The following is a 17,902-nucleotide window of genomic DNA, read 5'->3' on the forward strand; positions in this document are numbered from 1 at the left end:
CCAGGGCGCACCGGCCTGAGCGGCCGGGTGCCGGCGGGAAAACCCGTGGCGCGCGCCCTGCGTCCGTGCCGTACTGGTGCGGTGGACACCACCGCAGCCGCCGGTCGCGCCGGCCGGACAGGACGTGCCGGGGCGGCGGTCGTCGCGGAGGTCGTGGCCACCTCGACCCGCTCCGCCGGGTTCCAGGAATGGATGCACCGCTGGTTCGACGCCTGGTACGAGGTGGACGCCGCGGCCTGGTCGCACGAGCGCGAGGACCCCGCGCTGGAGAGCCCCGACGAGGTGCGCGCCGAGCTGGCCGCCGACGACGGCCTCAGCGCCTCCCACCTGCTGCTCGCCCTCGGCCCCGACGGCGGCCCCCGCGGCGCCGCGAGGATCGACCTGCAGCTGCCGGACAACACCCACGTCGCGGACGTCGGCGTCGCGGTCGCGCCGCAGCACCGCCGCCGCGGCGTCGGCCGGCTCCTCCTCGAGCGGGCCTGCGCCGTCGCGCGGGCCGAGGGGCGCACCCGGCTGCGCGGCGGCGTCGAGCGGCCCGTCGACGCCGCGACCTGGCCCGGGTCCGCCGCCTGCGACCGTTGGGGCCTGCCCCTGGGGCAGACGGAGGCGCGCCACCGGCTGGAGCTGCCCGTGCCGCCGCAGCGGCTGGTGGAGCTCGAGACCGCCGCCCTCCCGCACGCCGCAGGCTACCGGGTGCGCACCTGGGCCGGTCCCTGCGCCGACGCCGACGTGGACGCCCTCGCGGCCCTCACCGCCCGCATGAGCACCGACGCCCCGACGGGGGACCTGCACGTCGAGCCCGAGACGTGGGACGCCGCCCGGCTCCGCGCCGCCGAGGCCCGCGCCGCCGCGCAGGGCCGCCGCTCCTGGACGGCGCTCGCCGAGGACGCCGCGGGCCGCGCGGTGGGGTTCACCCAGCTCGTGCAGAGCCGCCACGAGCCCCACCGCCTCCAGCAGTGGGACACCCTCGTCCTGCGCGAGCACCGCGGCCACCGCCTCGGGACGCTGCTGAAGATCGCCGCCCTGCGCGCCGCCACCGCCGACGCCCCCGCAGCCCGACACGTCACGACGTGGAACGCCGCGGAGAACCGGCCGATGATCGCGGTGAACGAGGCGATGGGCTACCGGCTCGACGAGCTCGTCGAGGCCCGCGAGGCGCCGCTGGAGGACGTGGAGACCGCCCTGCGGGCGCGCTGACGCCGCCTCACAGCTTGCGCAGCATCACCTTGCGCACCGAGTGGTCCGAGCCCTTCGTCAGGACCAGCGTCGCGCGGCTGCGCGTGGGCAGGACGTTCTCCACCAGGTTCGGCTCGTTGATGTCGTGCCAGATCTGCTGCGCCCGCGACACCGCCTCCGCGTCCGACAGCGACGCGTAGCGGTGGAAGTAGGACTCCGGGCGGCTGAACGCCGTCTGCCGCAGGCGCAGGAACCGCTCCGCGTACCAGTGCCGGACGTCCTCCGTGCGGGCGTCGACGTAGACGGAGAAGTCGAAGAAGTCGCTCACCGCGAGCCCCTGGCGCCCGTCCGCGCGCGCCCGCGGGGGCTGCAGCACGTTGAGGCCCTCGACGATGAGGACGTCCGGGCGGTTCACGACCGTCTCCGAGCCGGGGACGATGTCGTAGACCAGGTGGGAGTACACCGGCGCGCGCACCTCCGGCGCCCCCGACTTCACCGCCGTCAGGAACCGCAGCAGGGCGCGGCGGTCGTACGACTCCGGGAACCCCTTGCGCTGCATGAGGCCGCGCCGCTCCAGCTCGGCGTTCGGCAGCAGGAAGCCGTCGGTGGTGATGAGCTCCACCCGCGGGGTCTCCGGCCAGTGCCGCAGCAGCTCCCGCAGGATGCGCGCCGTCGTGGACTTGCCCACCGCCACCGACCCGGCGATGCCGATGACGAACGGGGTGCGGGCGGCGCTCTCGCCGAGGAAGGTGGTGGTGGCGTCGTGCAGGCCGCCGACCGCGTGCACGTACATCGTCAGCAGCCGGGACAGCGGGAGGTAGACCTCCTCCACCTCCCGCACGTCGATGCGGTCGCCGAGACCCTGCAGGCGGGTCAGGTCCGAGGCGGTGAGGGTCATCGGCGTCGAGGCCCGCAGCTGGCTCCACGCCTGCCGGTCGAGGACCACGTAGGGCGAGCGCGGCCCGTGGGCCTCCCGCGTGCCGGGGGTCCGGGGGATCCGCTCGTTCGTCGTCGAACCGGCAGAGGACACGCCCGCACGCTACCCGCTGCGGCCCGGGGCGTCCGCAGGCCGCCCCGGGCGCGGGACCGTCCCGCCGGGCGGCCGCGTCCCCTGCCCGGTCCAGCCGGGAGCGGACCGACCGGGTGGTCCGGGCGCGCCGCGGCGGGTTCCTGCAGGGGGGTGCCGCGACGGCGCCGTAGGCTCGAGAGCCATGTGCGGCATCGTGGGCTTCGTCGGGACCCCTCCCTCCAGCAGCGCCCCGGTGGGCGACCACCCCGACGGTGCGGGCGTCGTCCTCGACGGCCTGCGCCGCCTGGAGTACCGCGGCTACGACTCCGCGGGCATCGCCGTCCTCGCCGACGGCGCGTCCGGCGCCGGCATCGCCGTGCGCAAGCGCGCGGGCAAGCTGGCGAACCTGGAGAAGTGCCTCGCCGACGACCCGCTGCCGCCCTCGGCCACCGCCGTCGGGCACACCCGCTGGGCCACCCACGGCGCCCCGACGGACGAGAACGCCCACCCGCACCTGGACGCCACCGGCCGGGTCGCGGTGATCCACAACGGCATCGTGGAGAACTTCGCCGGGCTGAAGGCCGAGCTGCTCGCCGACGGCGTGGTCTTCGCCAGCGAGACCGACACCGAGGTCGTCGCGCACCTGCTCGGCCGCGCGCACGAGGAGACCGGCGACCTCACCGAGGCGATGCTGCAGGTCTGCCGCCGCCTCGAGGGCGCCTTCACGCTGCTCGCCGTGCACGCAGGCACCCCCGGCACCATCGTCGGCGCGCGCCGCAACTCCCCGCTGGTGGTGGGGCTGGGCGAGGGCGCCAACTACCTCGGCTCGGACGTGACGGCGTTCATCTCCTCCACCCGCGAGGCCATGGAGCTCGGCCAGGACCAGGTGGTGACCATCACGGCGGACGACGTCGAGGTGCGCTGCTTCGACGGCTCGCCCGCGCAGGGGCGCCGCTTCCACGTGGACTGGGACGCGGCCGCTGCGGAGAAGGGCGGCTACCCGTCCTTCATGGCCAAGGAGATCCACGACCAGCCGCGCGCCATCGCCGACACCCTGCTGGGGCGCACCGACGCCGCCGGGCACCTCGTCCTCGACGAGATGAAGCTCGACGAGTCGGAGCTGCGCAGCATCGACAAGATCGTTGTGATCTCCTGCGGGACGTCGGCCTACGCCGGGCAGGTCGCGAAGTACGCGGTCGAGCACTGGTGCCGCATCCCGGTGGAGGTCGAGTACGCCCACGAGTTCCGCTACCGCGACCCCGTGGTGAACCAGCGCACCCTCGTCGTGGCCATCTCGCAGTCCGGGGAGACGATGGACACGATCATGGCCGTGCGCCACGCCCGCGAGCAGGGCGCCCGGGTGCTGGCCATCTGCAACACCCACGGCTCCACCATCCCCCGCGAGTCCGACGCGGCGCTCTACACCCACGCCGGCCCCGAGATCGCCGTCGCCTCCACCAAGGCGTTCCTCGCCCAGATCACCGCCTGCTACCTGCTCGGCCTCTACCTGGCGCAGATCCGCGGCAACAAGTACGCCGACGAGATCGCCGACGTCCTGCAGCAGCTGCACGAGGTCCCCGCCAAGGTGCAGGAGGTCCTCGACGGCCTGGAGCAGGTGCGCGCCCTCGCCCGCTCCATGGCGGACACCCGCTCGGTGCTCTTCCTGGGCCGCCACGTCGGCTACCCGGTGGCCATGGAGGGGGCGCTGAAGCTGAAGGAGCTGGCCTACATCCACGCCGAGGGGTTCGCGGCGGGGGAGCTCAAGCACGGGCCCATCGCCCTCATCGAGCCCGGGCAGCCGGTGTTCGTGGTCGTGCCCTCCCCGCGCGGGCGCGACTCCCTGCACGCCAAGATCGTCTCCAACATCCAGGAGATCCGGGCCCGCGGCGCCCGCACCATCGTCATCGCGGAGGACGGCGACACGGACGTGGAGCCCTACGCGGACACCGTCCTGCGGGTGCCGCAGACCTCCACCCTGCTCTCGCCGCTGCTGACGATCGTGCCGCTGCAGGTCTTCGCGTGCGAGCTGGCCACCGCCAAGGGCCTCGACGTGGACCAGCCGCGCAACCTGGCGAAGTCCGTCACGGTGGAGTGAGCGCCCGCGGCGGGGCCGCAGCCGTGGAACCCCGCGGCGGGGGCGCGGCCGGGAACCCCGGCGCAGGCGCTTCCGGGAACGCGTGCGCCACCCCCGCCGATCCGGGCGGGAGCGCCCGTGCCACGCTGGCAGCGCCCGGGTGCCGTGCGGAGGGGTGGCCAGTGATCGTCGGAGTGGGGATCGACGTCGTCGACATCGCGCGCTTCGTGCGCCAGGTCGAGCGGACCCCCCGGCTCGTGGACCGCCTGTTCGGCGACGGCGAGCGGGGACTGCCCGCGGCGTCGCTGGCGGCGCGCTTCGCTGCCAAGGAGGCCGTCGCCAAGGCGCTCGGCGCCCCCGTGGGCCTGCGCTGGACCGACGTCGTCGTCGTCCGCGAGGACGGCGGGCGCCCGCGGGTCGAGGTCAGCGGGACCGTCGCCGCGCGCGCCGCGGAACTGGGCGTGGAACGCTTCCACCTGTCCCTCTCGCACGACGCGGGGATCGCCTCGGCGATGGTGGTCGCCGAGGGCGCCTGAGACCTGCGGGGCCCCGCGCCGGACGTCCCCGCCGACCGGATCGACGGGAGCCGCCCACCGTGATCGTTTCCCACTGCGCCGCCGACGTGCGCGCCGCCGAGGCCGCCGTCCTCGCCGCCCTGCCCGACGGGGCGCTCATGGACCGCGCCGCCGCCGCGCTCGCCACCGCGTGCACGCAGGAGCTGCGCCGCAGCACCGGCGGGGTCTACGGCCGCAGCGCCGTCCTGCTCACCGGCGCCGGGGACAACGGCGGCGACGCCCTCCTCGCCGGCGCCCTCCTCGCCCGCCGCGGGGTGCGGGTCCTCGCGCTGACCACGGCGGAGCGGGCGCACGCCCGGGGGACGGCGGCGCTCCTCGCGGCCGGCGGGGGGGTGCGCCCCTACGGTCGCGACGGCGCCGAGCACTGCCTGGCCGCGGACCTGCTCGTGGACGGCATCGCCGGCCTCGGCGGGCGCGGCGGGCTGCGCGCCCCGCTGGACGTGCTCCCCGCCCGCCTCGCCGCGGCCGGGCGCGCGGGCCGCGGCCGGCCCGTCGTCGTCGCCGTGGACCTGCCCAGCGGCGTGGACGCCGACACCGGCGCCGTGGACGGGCCCGTCCTGCCCGCCGACCGCACCGTCACGTTCGGCACCGCCAAGCCCGGGCTGCTGCTGCCCCCGGCGTGCACCCGCACCGGCCGCCTCGACGTGGTCGACATCGGCCTCGGCGCCCACCTGCCCGCGCCGGCGGCCGTGCGCGTGGAGGAGGCCGACGTGGCCCTGCGCTGGCGCCGCCCCACCGCCGGCGACGACAAGTACTCCCGCGGGGTCGTGGGCGTGGTGGCGGGCGGCGCGGACTACACCGGCGCCGCGCTGCTGGCCGTGGAGGGCGCCGTGCGCGCCGGTGCGGGCATGGTCCGCTACCTCGGGCCGCAGCACCCCACGGAGCTCGTCCGGCAGCGCCGCCCCGAGGTCGTCCCCGGGCCGGGGCGGGTGCAGGCGTGGGTGCTCGGGCCCGGCGTGGACCCCGACGACGCCGAGCAGGGCCGCCGGGTCCGCGAGGCGCTGGAGTCGGGGGAGCCCGCGGTGGTCGACGCCGGGGCGCTGCCCGCCCTGCCGCGGCGCAGCGACCCCACGCGCGTCCTCACCCCGCACGCCGGGGAGCTGGCGCGGCTGCTGTCCGCCCGCGGCCGCGAGGTGGAGCGGGCGGCGGTGGAGGCCGACCCGGTCGGGCACGCCCGCGCCGCGGCGGAGCTGACCGGCGCCACGGTGCTCCTCAAGGGCGCCACCACCGTCGTCGTCGGCTGCGACGGCGTCGTGCGCACCGCCGCCTCGGCCCCGGCGTGGCTGGGCACCGCGGGCGCCGGTGACGTCCTGGCGGGGATCCTCGGGGCGGTGCTCGCCGCACGGGCGGAGGACGTGCAGGCCGAGCCGGAGCTGGCCGCCACCCTCGCCGCCGACGCCGCCGTCGTGCACGGCTGGGCGGCGAGCCTGGCCAGCGCCTCCGGCCCGGTGGCGGCGCTCGACGTGGCCGAGGCGGTGCCCGCGGCGCTGACGAGCCTGCCGGGCTGGCACGAGGCCGACGCCGCCGCCTGGTGACCGCCCGCGGCGACGGGCACCACCCGGACGCCGCCGGGTGCGAGGCCCGGGGCGGGGTGCGCGGGTAGGGTCGGACGGTGGCAGAGAACCCCTCACCGGCCCCGGCCGGCGAGCACTTCGCGGAGGTGGTCGTCGACGTGGCGGCCGTGCGCGCCAACGCGGCCGCCCTGCGCGAGAGGGTCGCCCCCGCCGCCCTGATGGCCGTCGTCAAGGCCGACGCCTACGGCCACGGCCTGCTGCCCTGCGCCCGGGCCGCGCTCGAGGGCGGCGCCACGTGGCTCGGCGTCGCCCAGCCCGCGGAGGCCCTCGCGCTGCGCGCCGCGGGCATCGAGGCGCCCCTGCTGACGTGGCTGTACCCGCCGGGCGGCGACCTGGAGCCCCTGGTGCGCGCCCGCGTCGACGTCTCGGTGTCCTCGCAGTGGGCGCTGGAGGAGGTGGTCGCCGCCGCCCGCGCCGCCGGGGCCACGGCCCGCGTCCACCTCAAGGCCGACACCGGCCTGTGCCGGGGCGGCGCCTCCCGCCAGGAGTGGCCGGACCTGGTCCGGGCGAGCGCCAAGCACGCGGCCGAGGGCGCCGTGCACGTGGTGGGGGTGTGGTCCCACCTGGCCTCCAGCGACGTGCCCGCGGACGCGGCGAACGCGGAGCAGGTGGCCGCGTTCGAGGAGGCGCTGGGCGTGGCCGCCGCGCACGGGGTCGAACCGGAGGTGCGCCACCTCGCCAACTCCGCCGCGACCCTGACGAACCCCGCGTCGCACTACGACCTGGTGCGCTGCGGGCTGGCCCTCTACGGCCTCACGCCGGTTCCCGACCTCGCCGCCCCGGCGGACCTCGGCCTCGTCCCCGCGATGACGCTGAGCGCGTTCCTGGCGCTCGTGAAGCGGGTGCCGGCCGGCAGTCGGGTCTCCTACGGCGGCACGTACACGACGCGGACCGACACCACCCTGGGCCTGGTGCCCCTCGGCTACGCCGACGGCGTCCCCCGCTCCGCCTCCGGGTCCGGTCCGGTCCTCGTCGCCGGCCGGCGCCGCAACGTCGCCGGCCGCGTCTGCATGGACCAGTTCGTCGTCGACCTCGGGTCCGGGCCCGACGCGGTGGCGGCAGCGGCCGGGGACCGCGCCGTCCTCTTCGGCCCCGGTGCCGCCGCCGGCCGCCCGCAGGAGCCCACCGCGCAGGACTGGGCCGAGGCCGCCGGCACGATCTCCTACGAGATCGTCAGCCGCCTCGGGGCGCGGGTGCCCCGCCGCTGGACGGGGGAGCGGGCGTGAACCGCCGGGGCCTGCTGCTGCGGCCCGAGCGGCCCCTGCGGGTGGAGCGCACCCCGCGGCGGGAGCCGCACCCCGCCCCCGCGTCCGCCGTCGGCTACGGCAGCCTCCGCGGGGAGGTCGTGCCGGTGCGCGCAAGTGACGGCACCGCCCTGCACGTGGAGGTGGACGAGGCGCCGGACGCCGCGCCCGACGCCCCCACCGTCGTCTTCGGCCACGGCTACGGGCTCAACCTCGACGCCTGGCACCACCAGCGCGCGGCGCTGCGCGGGCGCTACCGGCTCGTGCTGTGGGACCACCGCGGGCACGGCCGCTCCGCGCAGGGGCCGGCCGGCTCCGGCACCATCCAGCAGGTCGGCGACGACCTGCATCGCGTCCTCGCCGAGGTCGCCCCGCGGGGGCCCCTCGCCCTCGTCGGGCACTCCATGGGCGGCATGGCGATCATGGCGCTGGCCGCGGCGCACCCCGACCTCGTCACCGAGCGGGTGCGGGCGGTCGCCCTCGTCGCCACCAGCGCGGGGGGCCTGGCCGGCGTCGACCACGGCATCCCCGTCATCGGCCCCTGGGTCGCCCGGGCGGCGCCCTACGCCCTGGCCCTGGCCCTGCGCGGGTCGGGGCTCGTCGAGCGCGGCCGCCGGCTGACGGGGGAGGTGGAGCAGCGCCTCGTGCGGCGCTGGTCCTACGCGTCCCCGGTGCCGCAGGAGCTGTCCCGCTTCACCGCCGCCATGGTCACCTCCACCCGGCTGGAGGTCATCTCCGACTTCCTGCCCACCTTCTCCACCCACGACGAGCGGGAGGCGCTCGCGGCCCTGGCCGGGCGGGAGGTGCTCGTCCTCGCCGGCGAGCGCGACCTCATGACACCCGCCTCGCACAGCGCCGAGATCGCCGAGCTGCTGCCCGGCAGCAGGTTCGTGCTCGTGCGCTCCGCGGGGCACCTCCTCATGCTCGAGCACCCGGCCATCGTCAACCCGCGGCTGCTGCGGCTGCTGGAACGGGCGTGCGGCCCCGGCCGCGGCGCCCCGGTGCCCGCCGAGGTCGTCTCGCCCGTGCTGCGGCAGCGGCGGCGCACCCCGAGGAGGCGACGGTGAGCGCGGTCATGCCCGGTGCGGAACCGTTCGAGTTCCGCTCCGGCTCCGGGCGGGGCGTCCTGCTGTGCCACGGCTTCACCGGCACCCCGCACAGCATGCGCGGCTGGGGCGAGGCCTTCGCCGCCGCCGGCTACGACGTGCTCTGCCCGCTGCTGCCCGGCCACGGCACCACCTGGCAGGAGATGAACCGCAGCACGTACGGGGACTGGGTGGCCGCGGCGGAGGCCGCGCTGGCCGCCCTGCGCGGGCGCAACTCCCGCATCGTGGTCGGGGGGCTGTCGATGGGCGGGTCGCTGGCCCTGCGCCTGGCGCAGCTGCACCCGGAGCAGGTCGACGCCCTGGTGCTGGCGAATCCGGCGGTGCTGCTGACGGATCCGCGGGTGCGCGCGCTGCCCCTCGTGCGGCGGCTGGTGCCGTCCCTGCGCGGCATCGCCAGCGACATCAAAGCGCCCGGCCGCACCGAGGTCGGCTACGACCGCACTCCGCTGCACGCCCTGCACTCGCAGCTGCGCGGCTGGCGGGAGGTGCGCGCCGACCTGCCACGGGTGCGCCAGCCGCTGCTGCTGGCGCGCACCGCCGTGGACCACGTCGTGCCCGCCGCCAGCAGCGCGGCGGTGCTCGCCGGGGTGTCCTCGACGGACGTGACGGAGATCGTGTACCGGGACAGCTACCACGTCCTGACCCTGGACAACGACGCCCCGGCGTTCTTCGCGGCGTCGGTGGCGTTCGCGGCGCGGGTGCTCGGGACGGTGCAGGACCAGGCGGTGCAGGACCGGACGGTGCGGGACGGGACGGAGGAGGCGCAGCGGTGAGCGGCGACGGCGACGGGACCACGTGCGAGGTGCCCACCGCGGAGGCGATGCGGGACCTGGGGCGCCGCCTCGCGGCGCGGGTGCGCGCCGGGGACCTGCTGGTGCTCTCCGGCGGCCTCGGGGCGGGGAAGACGACCTTCGTGCAGGGTCTCGCGGACGGCCTCGGCGTGCGCGGGCCGATCACCTCCCCGACGTTCGTCATCGCCCGCGTCCACCCCTCGCTGGTGGGCGGCCCGGCGCTCGTGCACGCCGACGCCTACCGGGTGGGCTCGCTGGGGGAGCTGGAGGACCTCGACCTCGACGCCTCCCTCGACGAGGCCGTCACCGTGGTCGAGTGGGGCGCGGGACTGGTGGAGGACCTGGCCGAGGCACGGCTGGAGCTGCATCTGCACCGCCGCACCGGCGGCGCGGCGTCCCCGCAGGACCCGCACGTGGAGGAGGCGGAGGTGGACGAACCGCGCCACGTCGTCCTGCGCGCCGTGGGCGCCCGCTGGGCCGATGTGGACCTCGGGGCGGTGGCCGCCGCGCCGTCCACCGCAGGAGGTGCCCGGTGAGGAACGCCGTCTAGGGTCTGACCGTGCTCCTGCTCGCCCTCGACACCGCCACCGCCACCGCCACCGTCGCCCTCCACGACGGCGAGCGGGTGCTGGCCTCCCTGCGCGCCGCCGACGCCCGCAAGCACGCCGAGAACCTCGTGCCCGCTGTGCAGGCCGTCCTCGCCGAGACCGGCCGCGCCCGCCGCGACGTCACCGCGATCGCCGCCGGGGTGGGGCCGGGTCCGTTCACGGGCCTGCGCGTCGGGCTGGTCACGGCCCTCTCCCTCGGCATGGCCCTCGGAGTGGACGTGCACGGCGTCTGCTCCCTGGACGCCCTCGCCGCCGAGGCGCTGGCCACGGGTGCCGTCGCCGAGGGCGAGGAGTTCGTCGTCGCCACCGACGCCCGCCGCCGCGAGGTGCACTCCGCCCGCTACGGCGGCTCCCCGCTGCGCCGCCTCACCGGCCCGCAGGTGGGCCCGGCCGCCGACGTGGAGCGTTCCGGGCTGCGTGTCGTCGGCAGCGGCGTGCCGCTCTACCCCGACGCGCTGGGACCCCGCCCGGGGCGCGCGGAGGACTCCGGGCCGCTGGACGTCGACGCCGCCCACCTCGCCGCCGTCGCCGCGGCCGCGCTGCGCGGGGAGGGGGGCTGGCAGCTGCTGCCGCCCGAGCCGCTGTACCTGCGCCGTCCCGACGCCGTCGAGCCGGGCGCCCGCAAGCGCGTCACCGCGTGAGCGCTGCACCGCCGGGGGTGGAGCTGCGGCCCCTGCGCTGGTGGGACCTGGACGCCGTCCTCGGGGCGGAGCGGGAGCTGTTCGGGCCGACGGCCTGGTCGGCGGAGTCGTTCTGGGCCGAGCTGGCCCAGCCCAACCGCCGCTACCTCGCGGCGGTGCGCGGGGAGGACCTGCTCGGCTACGGCGGGGTGATGGTCAACGGCGCGGACGCCGACGTGCAGACGCTGGCCGTCGCACCGGCCGGGCAGCGGCAGGGCGTCGGCGCGGCGCTGCTGCAGGCCCTGGCGGGCATCGCGGCCGACCTCGGCGCGACGGTGCTGCTGCTCGAGGTCGCGGCGGGCAACGCGGCCGCGCTGCGGCTGTACGAGCGGTCGGGGTTCGAGCGCATCGCCCTGCGGCGGCGGTACTACCCCGACGGTGGCGACGCGGTCATCATGCGCCGCCGGCTCTGACACCCCCGCGGAGGAACCCCCTCCGCCGCCGCAGGGGCGCTGCTCACGACGGAGGGGGCCCGCCACGGAACCGCCGGGGACCCGCTGCGGGCCACCGGGGCGGACGGGGCGTCAGACGTGCAGGCCGCACTCCGTCTTGGAGCTGCCGGCCCAGCGGCCCGCGCGCGGGTCCTCACCGGGCTTGACCGCCCGCGTGCAGGGGGCGCACCCGATGGACGGGTAGCCGCGCAGGGTGAGCTCGTGGCGCGGCAGGTTCCGCTCCACGATGTGCGCCTCGACGTCCTCGGCGCTCCAGCGCACCAGCGGGTTCACCTTCACGAGGAAGTTCTTCTCGTCCCACGTCACCACGGGAGTGCCCGCCCGGGTGGGGGCCTCGTCGCGGCGCACGCCCGTGGCCCACGCGGCGTACCCGTCCAGGGCGTCGGCGAGCGGGAACACCTTGCGCATCGAGCAGCACAGGGCGGGGTCGCGCTCGAACAGGCGCGCGCCGAACTCGGCGTCCTGCTCCGCCACCGACTGCCGCGGCAGCACGTCCTTCACGGTGATCGGCAGCGAGCGCCTCACCTGCTCGCGCATGAGCAGCGTCTCGGGGAAGTGGTAGCCGGTCTCCAGGAACAGCACGTCCACGCCGGGGCTGACCTGGGCGTAGAGGTCCAGCAGGACCGCGTCCTGCATCGAGCCGGCCACGGCGATGGAGGTGCCGAACTGCTCCACCGACCAGCGGACCACGTCGAGGGCGTCGGCGCCCTCCAGCTCCTCGCCCGCGCGGAGGGCGAGCTCGCGCCGCGCGGCGTCGTCGAGTCCGAGGGCCGCGCCGGCGGGGTGCGCGCCGGCCGCTCCGGCCACGTGTGCGGTCATGCCGAACCTCCTCCGGGGATGGGGGCGACGCCCAGGATGCGGACGCTGAAGATGCGCAGGCACTCCGCGCAGCGCCACGCCGTGGGTGAGGCCTCGTCGGGGAACAGGCGCTCACCCGCGCACATCGGGCAGTGCAGCGGCGTGCTGCGTCCGCCCTCCTCGCTCACCGCAGGTCCTCCTCGTCGGCGCGGGTCGCCCACTGGGCGAAGCGCTCGCCGTCGCCGCGTTGTTCCAGCCAGCGCCGGGTGAGTCGCTCGACGTAGTCGGGCAGCTCCGCGGCGGTCACCTTGTGCCCGCGCAGCTTGCGGCCGAAGCCGACGTCGAGGCCGAGCCCGCCGCCGAGGTGCACCTGGAAGCCGGGCACCTGCTCCCCGGCGTCGGTGGTGACGATCTGCCCCTTCAGGCCGATGTCGGCGGTCTGGATGCGCGCGCACGAGTTCGGGCAGCCGTTGATGTTGACCGTCACCGGCTCGGCGAGGTCAGGGAGGCGGCGCTCCATCTCGGTGATGAGCTCCGTGGCGCGGTGCTTGGTCTCCACGATCGCGAGCTTGCAGAACTCCACGCCGGTGCAGGCCATCGTGGAGCGGCGCCACTGGCTGGTGCGGGCGGGCAGCCCGAGCTCGTCGGCGGCGGCGACGAAGGACTCCACCTGCTCGTCGGCGACGTCGAGGACCACGAGCTTCTGGTGGGCGGTGGTGCGCAGGCGCTGCGAGCCGTGCGCCTCCATCACGTCGGCCAGGCGCAGCAGCAGTTCACCGTTGACGCGGCCCACGGCCGGGGCGACGCCCACGTAGTTGCGGCCGTCGACCTGCTTGTGGACGCCGATGTGGTCGGGGGCGTTGACCGCCTCCGGTGCGGGGCCGTCGACGAGCTTGCGGTGGAGGTACTCCTCCTCCAGGACCTGGCGGAACTTCTCGGCGCCCCAGTCGGCCACGAGGTACTTCAGCCGGGCGCGGTTGCGCAGCCGCCGGTAGCCGTAGTCGCGGAAGATGCCCACGACGCCGGCCCACACGTCGGGCACCTCCTCCAGCGGCACCCACGCGCCCAGGCGCTGGGCGAGGTGGGCGCTCGTGGAGAGGCCGCCGCCGACCCAGACGTCGAAGCCGGGGCCGTGCTCGGGGTGCACCGAGCCGATGAAGGCCACGTCGTTGATCTCGTGGACGACGTCCTGGCGGGGGGAGCCGGAGACGGCGCTCTTGAACTTGCGCGGCAGGTTGGAGTACTGCGGGTCGCCCACGTAGCGGCGGTTGATCTCCTCCACCGCCCAGGTGCCGTCGAGGATCTCGTCGGCGGCGATGCCCGCGACGGGGCTGCCGAGGACGACGCGGGGGCAGTCGCCGCAGGCCTCGGTGGTGGACAGGCCCACCGACTCCAGGCGCCGCCAGATCTCGGGGACGTCCTCGACCCGGATCCAGTGGTACTGGATGTTCTGCCGGTCGGTGACGTCGGCGGTGCCGCGGGCGAAGTCCACGGAGATCTGCCCGAGGACGCGCAGCTGCTCGGTGGTCAGCGCCCCGCCGTCGATGCGCACGCGCATCATGAAGTACTCGGCGTCCAGCTCCTCCGGCGGGATGCTGGCCGTGCGGCCGCCGTCGATGCCCTCCCGGCGCTGGGTGTACAGCCCCCACCAGCGCATCCGGCCCCGCAGGTCCTTGGGGTCGATGCTGGCGAAGCCCTGCTTGGAGTAGACGTCCTCGATCCGCTGCCGGACGTTGAGGCCGTCGTCCTCCTGCTTGAACTCCTCGTTGCCGTTGAGGGGCGTCGTGCCGTCGACCTTCCACTGGCCCTCGGAGCGCTTGGCGGCCGCGCGGGGACCGCGGGCGCGCGGCGGGGTGGTGGCTGCGGAGTCGGCGGGGGCGGCGGGTCCGGCGTTCATGGCGGGGTCCTCGTCGTCGGGTGCGGGCTGCGGCGGGCGGGCGCCCGGGAACCGGCCCGGGGAGGGGGCGCGGCGGGGCGCTCGGGAGGAGCGGGTCACCGGGGGGCGGTCACCAGGGAGCGGTCACCAGGAAGTGGTCACCGGGAAGTGGTCACCGGGCAGGACACAGCGACGCGCTCTGCAGGCGGCAGAGGTCCACGTGCAGGCGCGCCACGAGTCGCAGCGAGACCGCAGGCACGTCCTCATGGTGCCACGGCGGGCGGGGCGCGGCGTACGGAAGCACCCGGGTGCGAGACGGCTGTCTCACCCTTCGAGAGCAGCGCGGCCGCCGCGCGCCGTCCGCGACGGCAGTGGCCGCACCACGAGGACGCTCTGGCGGCCCGCGACGCGGGTGAGCACGACGGTCGCCTCGGCCGTCCCCTCCAGCCGCAGCTGCCGGCGCAGGACCTCCGGCTCCACGGCGGTGCCGCGCTTCTTGACCACCAGCCGGCCGACGCCGTGCGCGCGCAGCCACGCCCGCAGCGGCTTGAGGCCGAACGGCATGACGTGCTCGACGGCGTAGCCGCGGGCGAGCGGGGTGGGGACGGCCCCGTCGGCGGTGACGTAGGCGATCGTCGGGTCCAGCAGCCGCCCGCCCACCTCGGCGGCGACGGCTCCGACGAGGCCGGCGCGGATCACCGCGCCGTCCGGCTCGTACAGCACCTCGCCGACCGCGCCCACCCCGGTGGTGGACGGGGCGGTGTCGTCCACCTCGTGCCAGGTGCTCGCGCCGTCGGGTCCGGTGACGGCGAGCGCGGCGCCGCGCCGCACGCCGGGGCGCGCCAGCGGCCCGCACCACAGGGCGCACTCGACGACGTCGCCGTCCACCGACGTCCACTGCGCCTCCGTGCCGCGACCGGCCACCTCCGGCGGCAGGGCGTCGTGCGGAACGCCGGGGGCGAGCTTGGCGCCGGTGGCGGCCACCCGGGCGGCGACGTCGAGCACGAAGGACAGCGGGGGGGAGGTGGACTCCGGGTCGAAGACCCGCCGTCCGCCGCTGCGGCGGGCCGGGTCGAACCAGGCTCCGCCGTCGGCGCCGACGGCGTCGGCCACCACGCCGGGCGCCGTCACGTCGGCGCAGCGGACCCGCGCGCCGGGGTGGCCGGCGAGGTTGGCGGCGGCGACGGCCGCGGTGACCGGGTCGGCGTCGACGGCGGTGACGCCGAGGCCGGCGTCGAGGAGGGCCAGGGCGTCGGCGCCGATGCCGCAGCCGAGGTCGGCCACGTGCCGCAGCCCGGCCGCGGCGTAGCGCCGGGCGTGGCGCTCGGCGACCAGCGCGCGGGTGGCCTGCTCGACGCCGTCGGGGGTGAGCAGGAGCCCCGCGGCGCGCTCGCCGAGCTTGGGGCGGGCCCGCTCCCGCAGCCGGGCCTGGGTGAGGGCGGCGGCGACCAGGGCCGCGGGGTGGCCCGCCGCGCGCAGCCGCTCGCCCTGGGCCAGCGCCGAGCCCGGGTCGTACGGCGGCAGGGCACGCAGCAGCTCCTGCCCGGTGGGGGAGAGCAGGGCGGCCACGTCCTCGGCGTCCACCGGGCGATCCCACCACGGCGCGGCCCGTGTGACCGGTGCGGGTGACGGAACCGGGGTGCGCGCTAGCACTCGAAAGCTCGGAGTGCTAACGTCGGCGTCGCGTCGGCTGGCACTCCCCCGGGGAGTCTGCCAGTGCGCGAGGGGGCGCCGCCCGGCACCCGCGACGACGGTCGACCGCCCCTCCCGCCCGACTGCCACCCGTACCGACGTTGGAAGAAGGGGAGGGCCGCACGTGTCGGTCTCCATCACTCCGCTCGAGGACCGCATCGTCGTCAAGCCGCTGGACGCGGAGCAGACGACCGCTTCCGGTCTGGTCATCCCGGACACCGCCAAGGAGAAGCCCCAGGAGGGCGAGGTCCTGGCCGTGGGCCCGGGCCGCGTGGACGACAACGGCAAGCGCGTCCCCGTCGACGTGACCGTCGGCGACAAGGTCATCTACTCGAAGTACGGCGGCACCGAGGTCAAGTACGGCGGCGAGGAGTTCCTGATCCTCTCGGCCCGCGACGTGCTCGCCAAGGTCGCCAAGTAAGCAGCTGCCGAGGCCCTGCCGGGCCTCCCGCGCGACGTCGCCCCGGCGCACCGGCACCCGCCGGGGCTGCCGGGGCGTCGTCGTGCTCCCCACCGCTCCTCGAAAGGGAACAGGACCGCACATGGCCAAGACGCTGCAGTTCAACGACGACGCCCGCCGGGCGCTCGAGCGGGGCGTGGACGCCCTCGCCAACGCCGTCAAGGTGACGCTCGGCCCGCGCGGCCGCAACGTCGTCATCGACAAGAAGTGGGGTGCGCCGACGATCACGAACGACGGCGTCACCATCGCCCGCGAGGTCGAGCTCGAGGACCCCTACGAGAACCTCGGCGCCCAGCTCGCCAAGGAGGTCGCCACCAAGACGAACGACGTCGCCGGTGACGGCACCACCACCGCGACCGTGCTCGCCCAGGCGATGGTCCACGAGGGCCTGCGCAACGTCGCCGCCGGTGCGGCCCCCTCCGCGCTCAACCGCGGCATCAACGCCGCCGTCGACGCCCTCAACGACCGGCTCCTCGACCTGGCCCGCGACGTCGACGGCAAGGAGGAGATCGCCCACGTCGCGACGATCTCCGCGCAGGACCGCACCGTCGGTGAGCTGCTCTCCGAGGCCTTCGACAAGGTCGGCAAGGACGGCGTCATCACGGTGGAGGAGTCTTCCACCACCTCCCTCGAGCTCGACTTCACCGAGGGCATGCAGTTCGACAAGGGCTACATCTCGCCCTACTTCGTGACCGACGCCGAGCGCATGGAGGCCGTCCTCGAGGACGCCCACGTGCTCATCCACCAGGGCAAGATCTCCGCCGTCAGCGACCTGCTGCCGCTGCTGGAGAAGGTCCTGCAGACCTCCAAGCCGCTCTTCATCATCGCCGAGGACGTCGAGGGCGAGGCCCTCTCGACCCTCGTCGTGAACAAGATCCGCGGCACCTTCAACGCCGTCGCGGTGAAGGCCCCCGGCTTCGGCGACCGCCGCAAGGCCATCCTCGGCGACATCGCCGTGCTCACCGGCGCGCAGGTCGTGGCGGAGGAGGTCGGCCTCAAGCTCGACCAGGTCGGCCTCGAGGTGCTCGGCTCCGCCCGCCGCATCGTCGTCACCAAGGACGAGACCACCATCGTCGACGGCGCCGGCGACCAGGGCGAGGTCCAGGCGCGCGCCGGGCAGATCAAGGCCGAGATCGAGCGCACCGACTCCGACTGGGACCGCGAGAAGCTGCAGGAGCGGCTCGCGAAGCTCGCCGGCGGCGTGTGCGTCGTCAAGGTCGGCGCGCACACCGAGGTGGAGCTGAAGGAGAAGAAGCACCGCATCGAGGACGCGGTCTCCGCGACCCGCGCGGCCATCGAGGAGGGCATCGTCGCCGGCGGCGGCTCCGCCCTCGTGCACGCCGCCACGGTGCTGGAGGACGGTCTCGGCCTCAGCGGTGACGAGGCCACCGGCGTGAAGCTCGTCCACCGCGCGGTGGCCGAGCCGCTGCGCTGGATCGCCGAGAACGCGGGCCTCGAGGGCTACGTCGTCGTGGAGAAGGTCCGCGGGCTGGAGGCCGGCAACGGCCTGAACGCCGCCACGGGCGAGTACGGCGACCTGATCGCCGGTGGCGTCATCGACCCGGTGAAGGTCACCCGCTCCGCCCTGCGCAACGCCGCGTCGATCGCGACGATGGTCCTGACCACCGACACCCTCGTGGTGGAGAAGAAGGCCGAGGAGCCGGCGGCCGCCGGTCACGGTCACGGTCACGGCCACTGAGCTGAGCCCCGCACGCCGGGCCCGCCCTCCGCGGCGGGCCCGGTGAGCACGACGGAGGCCCGGTCCCCTGAGGGGACCGGGCCTCCGT

General features: G+C 76.2%; 17 protein-coding genes. 12 read left to right on the plus strand and 5 right to left on the minus strand.

From position 1 onward, the window contains the following. Positions 1-81 precede the first annotated feature (81 nt). Positions 82-1,197: a GNAT family N-acetyltransferase gene (locus CLV92_RS05320; RefSeq protein WP_104431772.1), complete on the plus strand. Its 1,116-nt coding sequence runs from the start codon at positions 82-84 to the stop codon at positions 1,195-1,197. A 7-nt stretch (positions 1,198-1,204) separates the two neighbouring features. On the opposite strand, the gene coaA is transcribed toward CLV92_RS05320, so the two are convergent. Next, on the minus strand, positions 1,205-2,173 hold the full coding sequence (coaA, locus tag CLV92_RS05325) for a type I pantothenate kinase (protein WP_104431979.1): 969 nt from the start codon (positions 2,171-2,173) through the stop codon (positions 1,205-1,207). A 214-nt stretch (positions 2,174-2,387) separates the two neighbouring features. Between coaA and glmS the strand changes: the two genes are divergently transcribed. The 9 genes from glmS to rimI all read left to right on the plus strand — a co-directional run bounded on the left by glmS (position 2,388) and on the right by rimI (position 11,250). Beyond that, positions 2,388-4,280, plus strand: a complete 1,893-nt coding sequence (glmS, locus tag CLV92_RS05330) for a glutamine--fructose-6-phosphate transaminase (isomerizing) (protein ID WP_104431773.1) — start codon at positions 2,388-2,390, stop codon at positions 4,278-4,280. Between the two features lie 161 nt (positions 4,281-4,441). Beyond that, a complete protein-coding gene (locus CLV92_RS05335) occupies positions 4,442-4,795 on the plus strand; it encodes a holo-ACP synthase (protein ID WP_104431774.1) in 354 nt (117 codons plus the stop codon). Between the two features lie 59 nt (positions 4,796-4,854). After that, on the plus strand, positions 4,855-6,369 hold the full coding sequence (locus CLV92_RS05340) for a bifunctional ADP-dependent NAD(P)H-hydrate dehydratase/NAD(P)H-hydrate epimerase (RefSeq protein ID WP_245886435.1): 1,515 nt from the start codon (positions 4,855-4,857) through the stop codon (positions 6,367-6,369). Positions 6,370-6,446: 77 nt separating this feature from the next. Beyond that, the gene (gene alr, locus CLV92_RS05345) at positions 6,447-7,634 is read left to right on the plus strand and encodes an alanine racemase (RefSeq protein WP_104431775.1); all 1,188 of its coding nucleotides are present in this window, start codon (positions 6,447-6,449) and stop codon (positions 7,632-7,634) included. Continuing rightward, the gene (locus tag CLV92_RS05350; protein WP_104431776.1) at positions 7,631-8,719 is read left to right on the plus strand and encodes an alpha/beta fold hydrolase; all 1,089 of its coding nucleotides are present in this window, start codon (positions 7,631-7,633) and stop codon (positions 8,717-8,719) included. Before alr ends, CLV92_RS05350 begins: the two co-directional genes overlap by 4 nt. Continuing rightward, positions 8,716-9,531, plus strand: a complete 816-nt coding sequence (locus tag CLV92_RS05355; RefSeq protein ID WP_211290887.1) for an alpha/beta hydrolase — start codon at positions 8,716-8,718, stop codon at positions 9,529-9,531. Before CLV92_RS05350 ends, CLV92_RS05355 begins: the two co-directional genes overlap by 4 nt. Next, positions 9,528-10,085: a tRNA (adenosine(37)-N6)-threonylcarbamoyltransferase complex ATPase subunit type 1 TsaE gene (tsaE, locus tag CLV92_RS05360; protein WP_245886436.1), complete on the plus strand. Its 558-nt coding sequence runs from the start codon at positions 9,528-9,530 to the stop codon at positions 10,083-10,085. The genes CLV92_RS05355 and tsaE overlap by 4 nt, the downstream gene beginning before the upstream one ends. A gap of 23 nt (positions 10,086-10,108) precedes the next feature. After that, a complete protein-coding gene (gene tsaB / locus CLV92_RS05365; RefSeq protein ID WP_104431777.1) occupies positions 10,109-10,798 on the plus strand; it encodes a tRNA (adenosine(37)-N6)-threonylcarbamoyltransferase complex dimerization subunit type 1 TsaB in 690 nt (229 codons plus the stop codon). Further along, positions 10,795-11,250 carry a ribosomal protein S18-alanine N-acetyltransferase gene (gene rimI, locus CLV92_RS05370; RefSeq protein WP_245886438.1) on the plus strand — a complete coding sequence of 152 codons (456 nt, stop codon included), beginning with the start codon at positions 10,795-10,797 and terminating at the stop codon, positions 11,248-11,250. The genes tsaB and rimI overlap by 4 nt, the downstream gene beginning before the upstream one ends. Positions 11,251-11,361: 111 nt before the next feature. Here the strand turns inward: rimI and CLV92_RS05375 are convergent, their stop codons facing one another. The 4 genes from CLV92_RS05375 to CLV92_RS21285 all read right to left on the minus strand — a co-directional run bounded on the left by CLV92_RS05375 (position 11,362) and on the right by CLV92_RS21285 (position 15,547). Further along, the gene (locus CLV92_RS05375) at positions 11,362-12,108 is read right to left on the minus strand and encodes a phosphoadenylyl-sulfate reductase (RefSeq protein ID WP_104431778.1); all 747 of its coding nucleotides are present in this window, start codon (positions 12,106-12,108) and stop codon (positions 11,362-11,364) included. Next, complete coding sequence (locus tag CLV92_RS05380; RefSeq protein ID WP_104431779.1) at positions 12,105-12,275, minus strand: Insertion element protein; 171 nt, start codon at positions 12,273-12,275, stop codon at positions 12,105-12,107. Before CLV92_RS05380 ends, CLV92_RS05375 begins: the two co-directional genes overlap by 4 nt. Then, positions 12,272-13,984, minus strand: a complete 1,713-nt coding sequence (locus tag CLV92_RS05385; protein WP_104431984.1) for a nitrite/sulfite reductase — start codon at positions 13,982-13,984, stop codon at positions 12,272-12,274. Before CLV92_RS05385 ends, CLV92_RS05380 begins: the two co-directional genes overlap by 4 nt. Positions 13,985-14,287: 303 nt before the next feature. Continuing rightward, positions 14,288-15,547 carry a class I SAM-dependent methyltransferase gene (locus CLV92_RS21285; protein WP_104431781.1) on the minus strand — a complete coding sequence of 420 codons (1,260 nt, stop codon included), beginning with the start codon at positions 15,545-15,547 and terminating at the stop codon, positions 14,288-14,290. A 232-nt stretch (positions 15,548-15,779) separates the two neighbouring features. On the opposite strand from CLV92_RS21285, the gene groES reads away from it, so the two are divergent. Both groES and groL read left to right on the plus strand, forming a co-directional pair. Continuing rightward, on the plus strand, positions 15,780-16,076 hold the full coding sequence (gene groES, locus CLV92_RS05400) for a co-chaperone GroES (RefSeq protein WP_104431782.1): 297 nt from the start codon (positions 15,780-15,782) through the stop codon (positions 16,074-16,076). Between the two features lie 121 nt (positions 16,077-16,197). Next, positions 16,198-17,814 carry a chaperonin GroEL gene (gene groL / locus CLV92_RS05405; RefSeq protein WP_104431783.1) on the plus strand — a complete coding sequence of 539 codons (1,617 nt, stop codon included), beginning with the start codon at positions 16,198-16,200 and terminating at the stop codon, positions 17,812-17,814. The last annotated feature ends 88 nt before the right edge of the window (positions 17,815-17,902 follow it).

It is taken from the genome of Kineococcus xinjiangensis, assembly GCF_002934625.1.
In the GTDB taxonomy this organism is placed as follows: domain Bacteria; phylum Actinomycetota; class Actinomycetes; order Actinomycetales; family Kineococcaceae; genus Kineococcus_A; species Kineococcus_A xinjiangensis.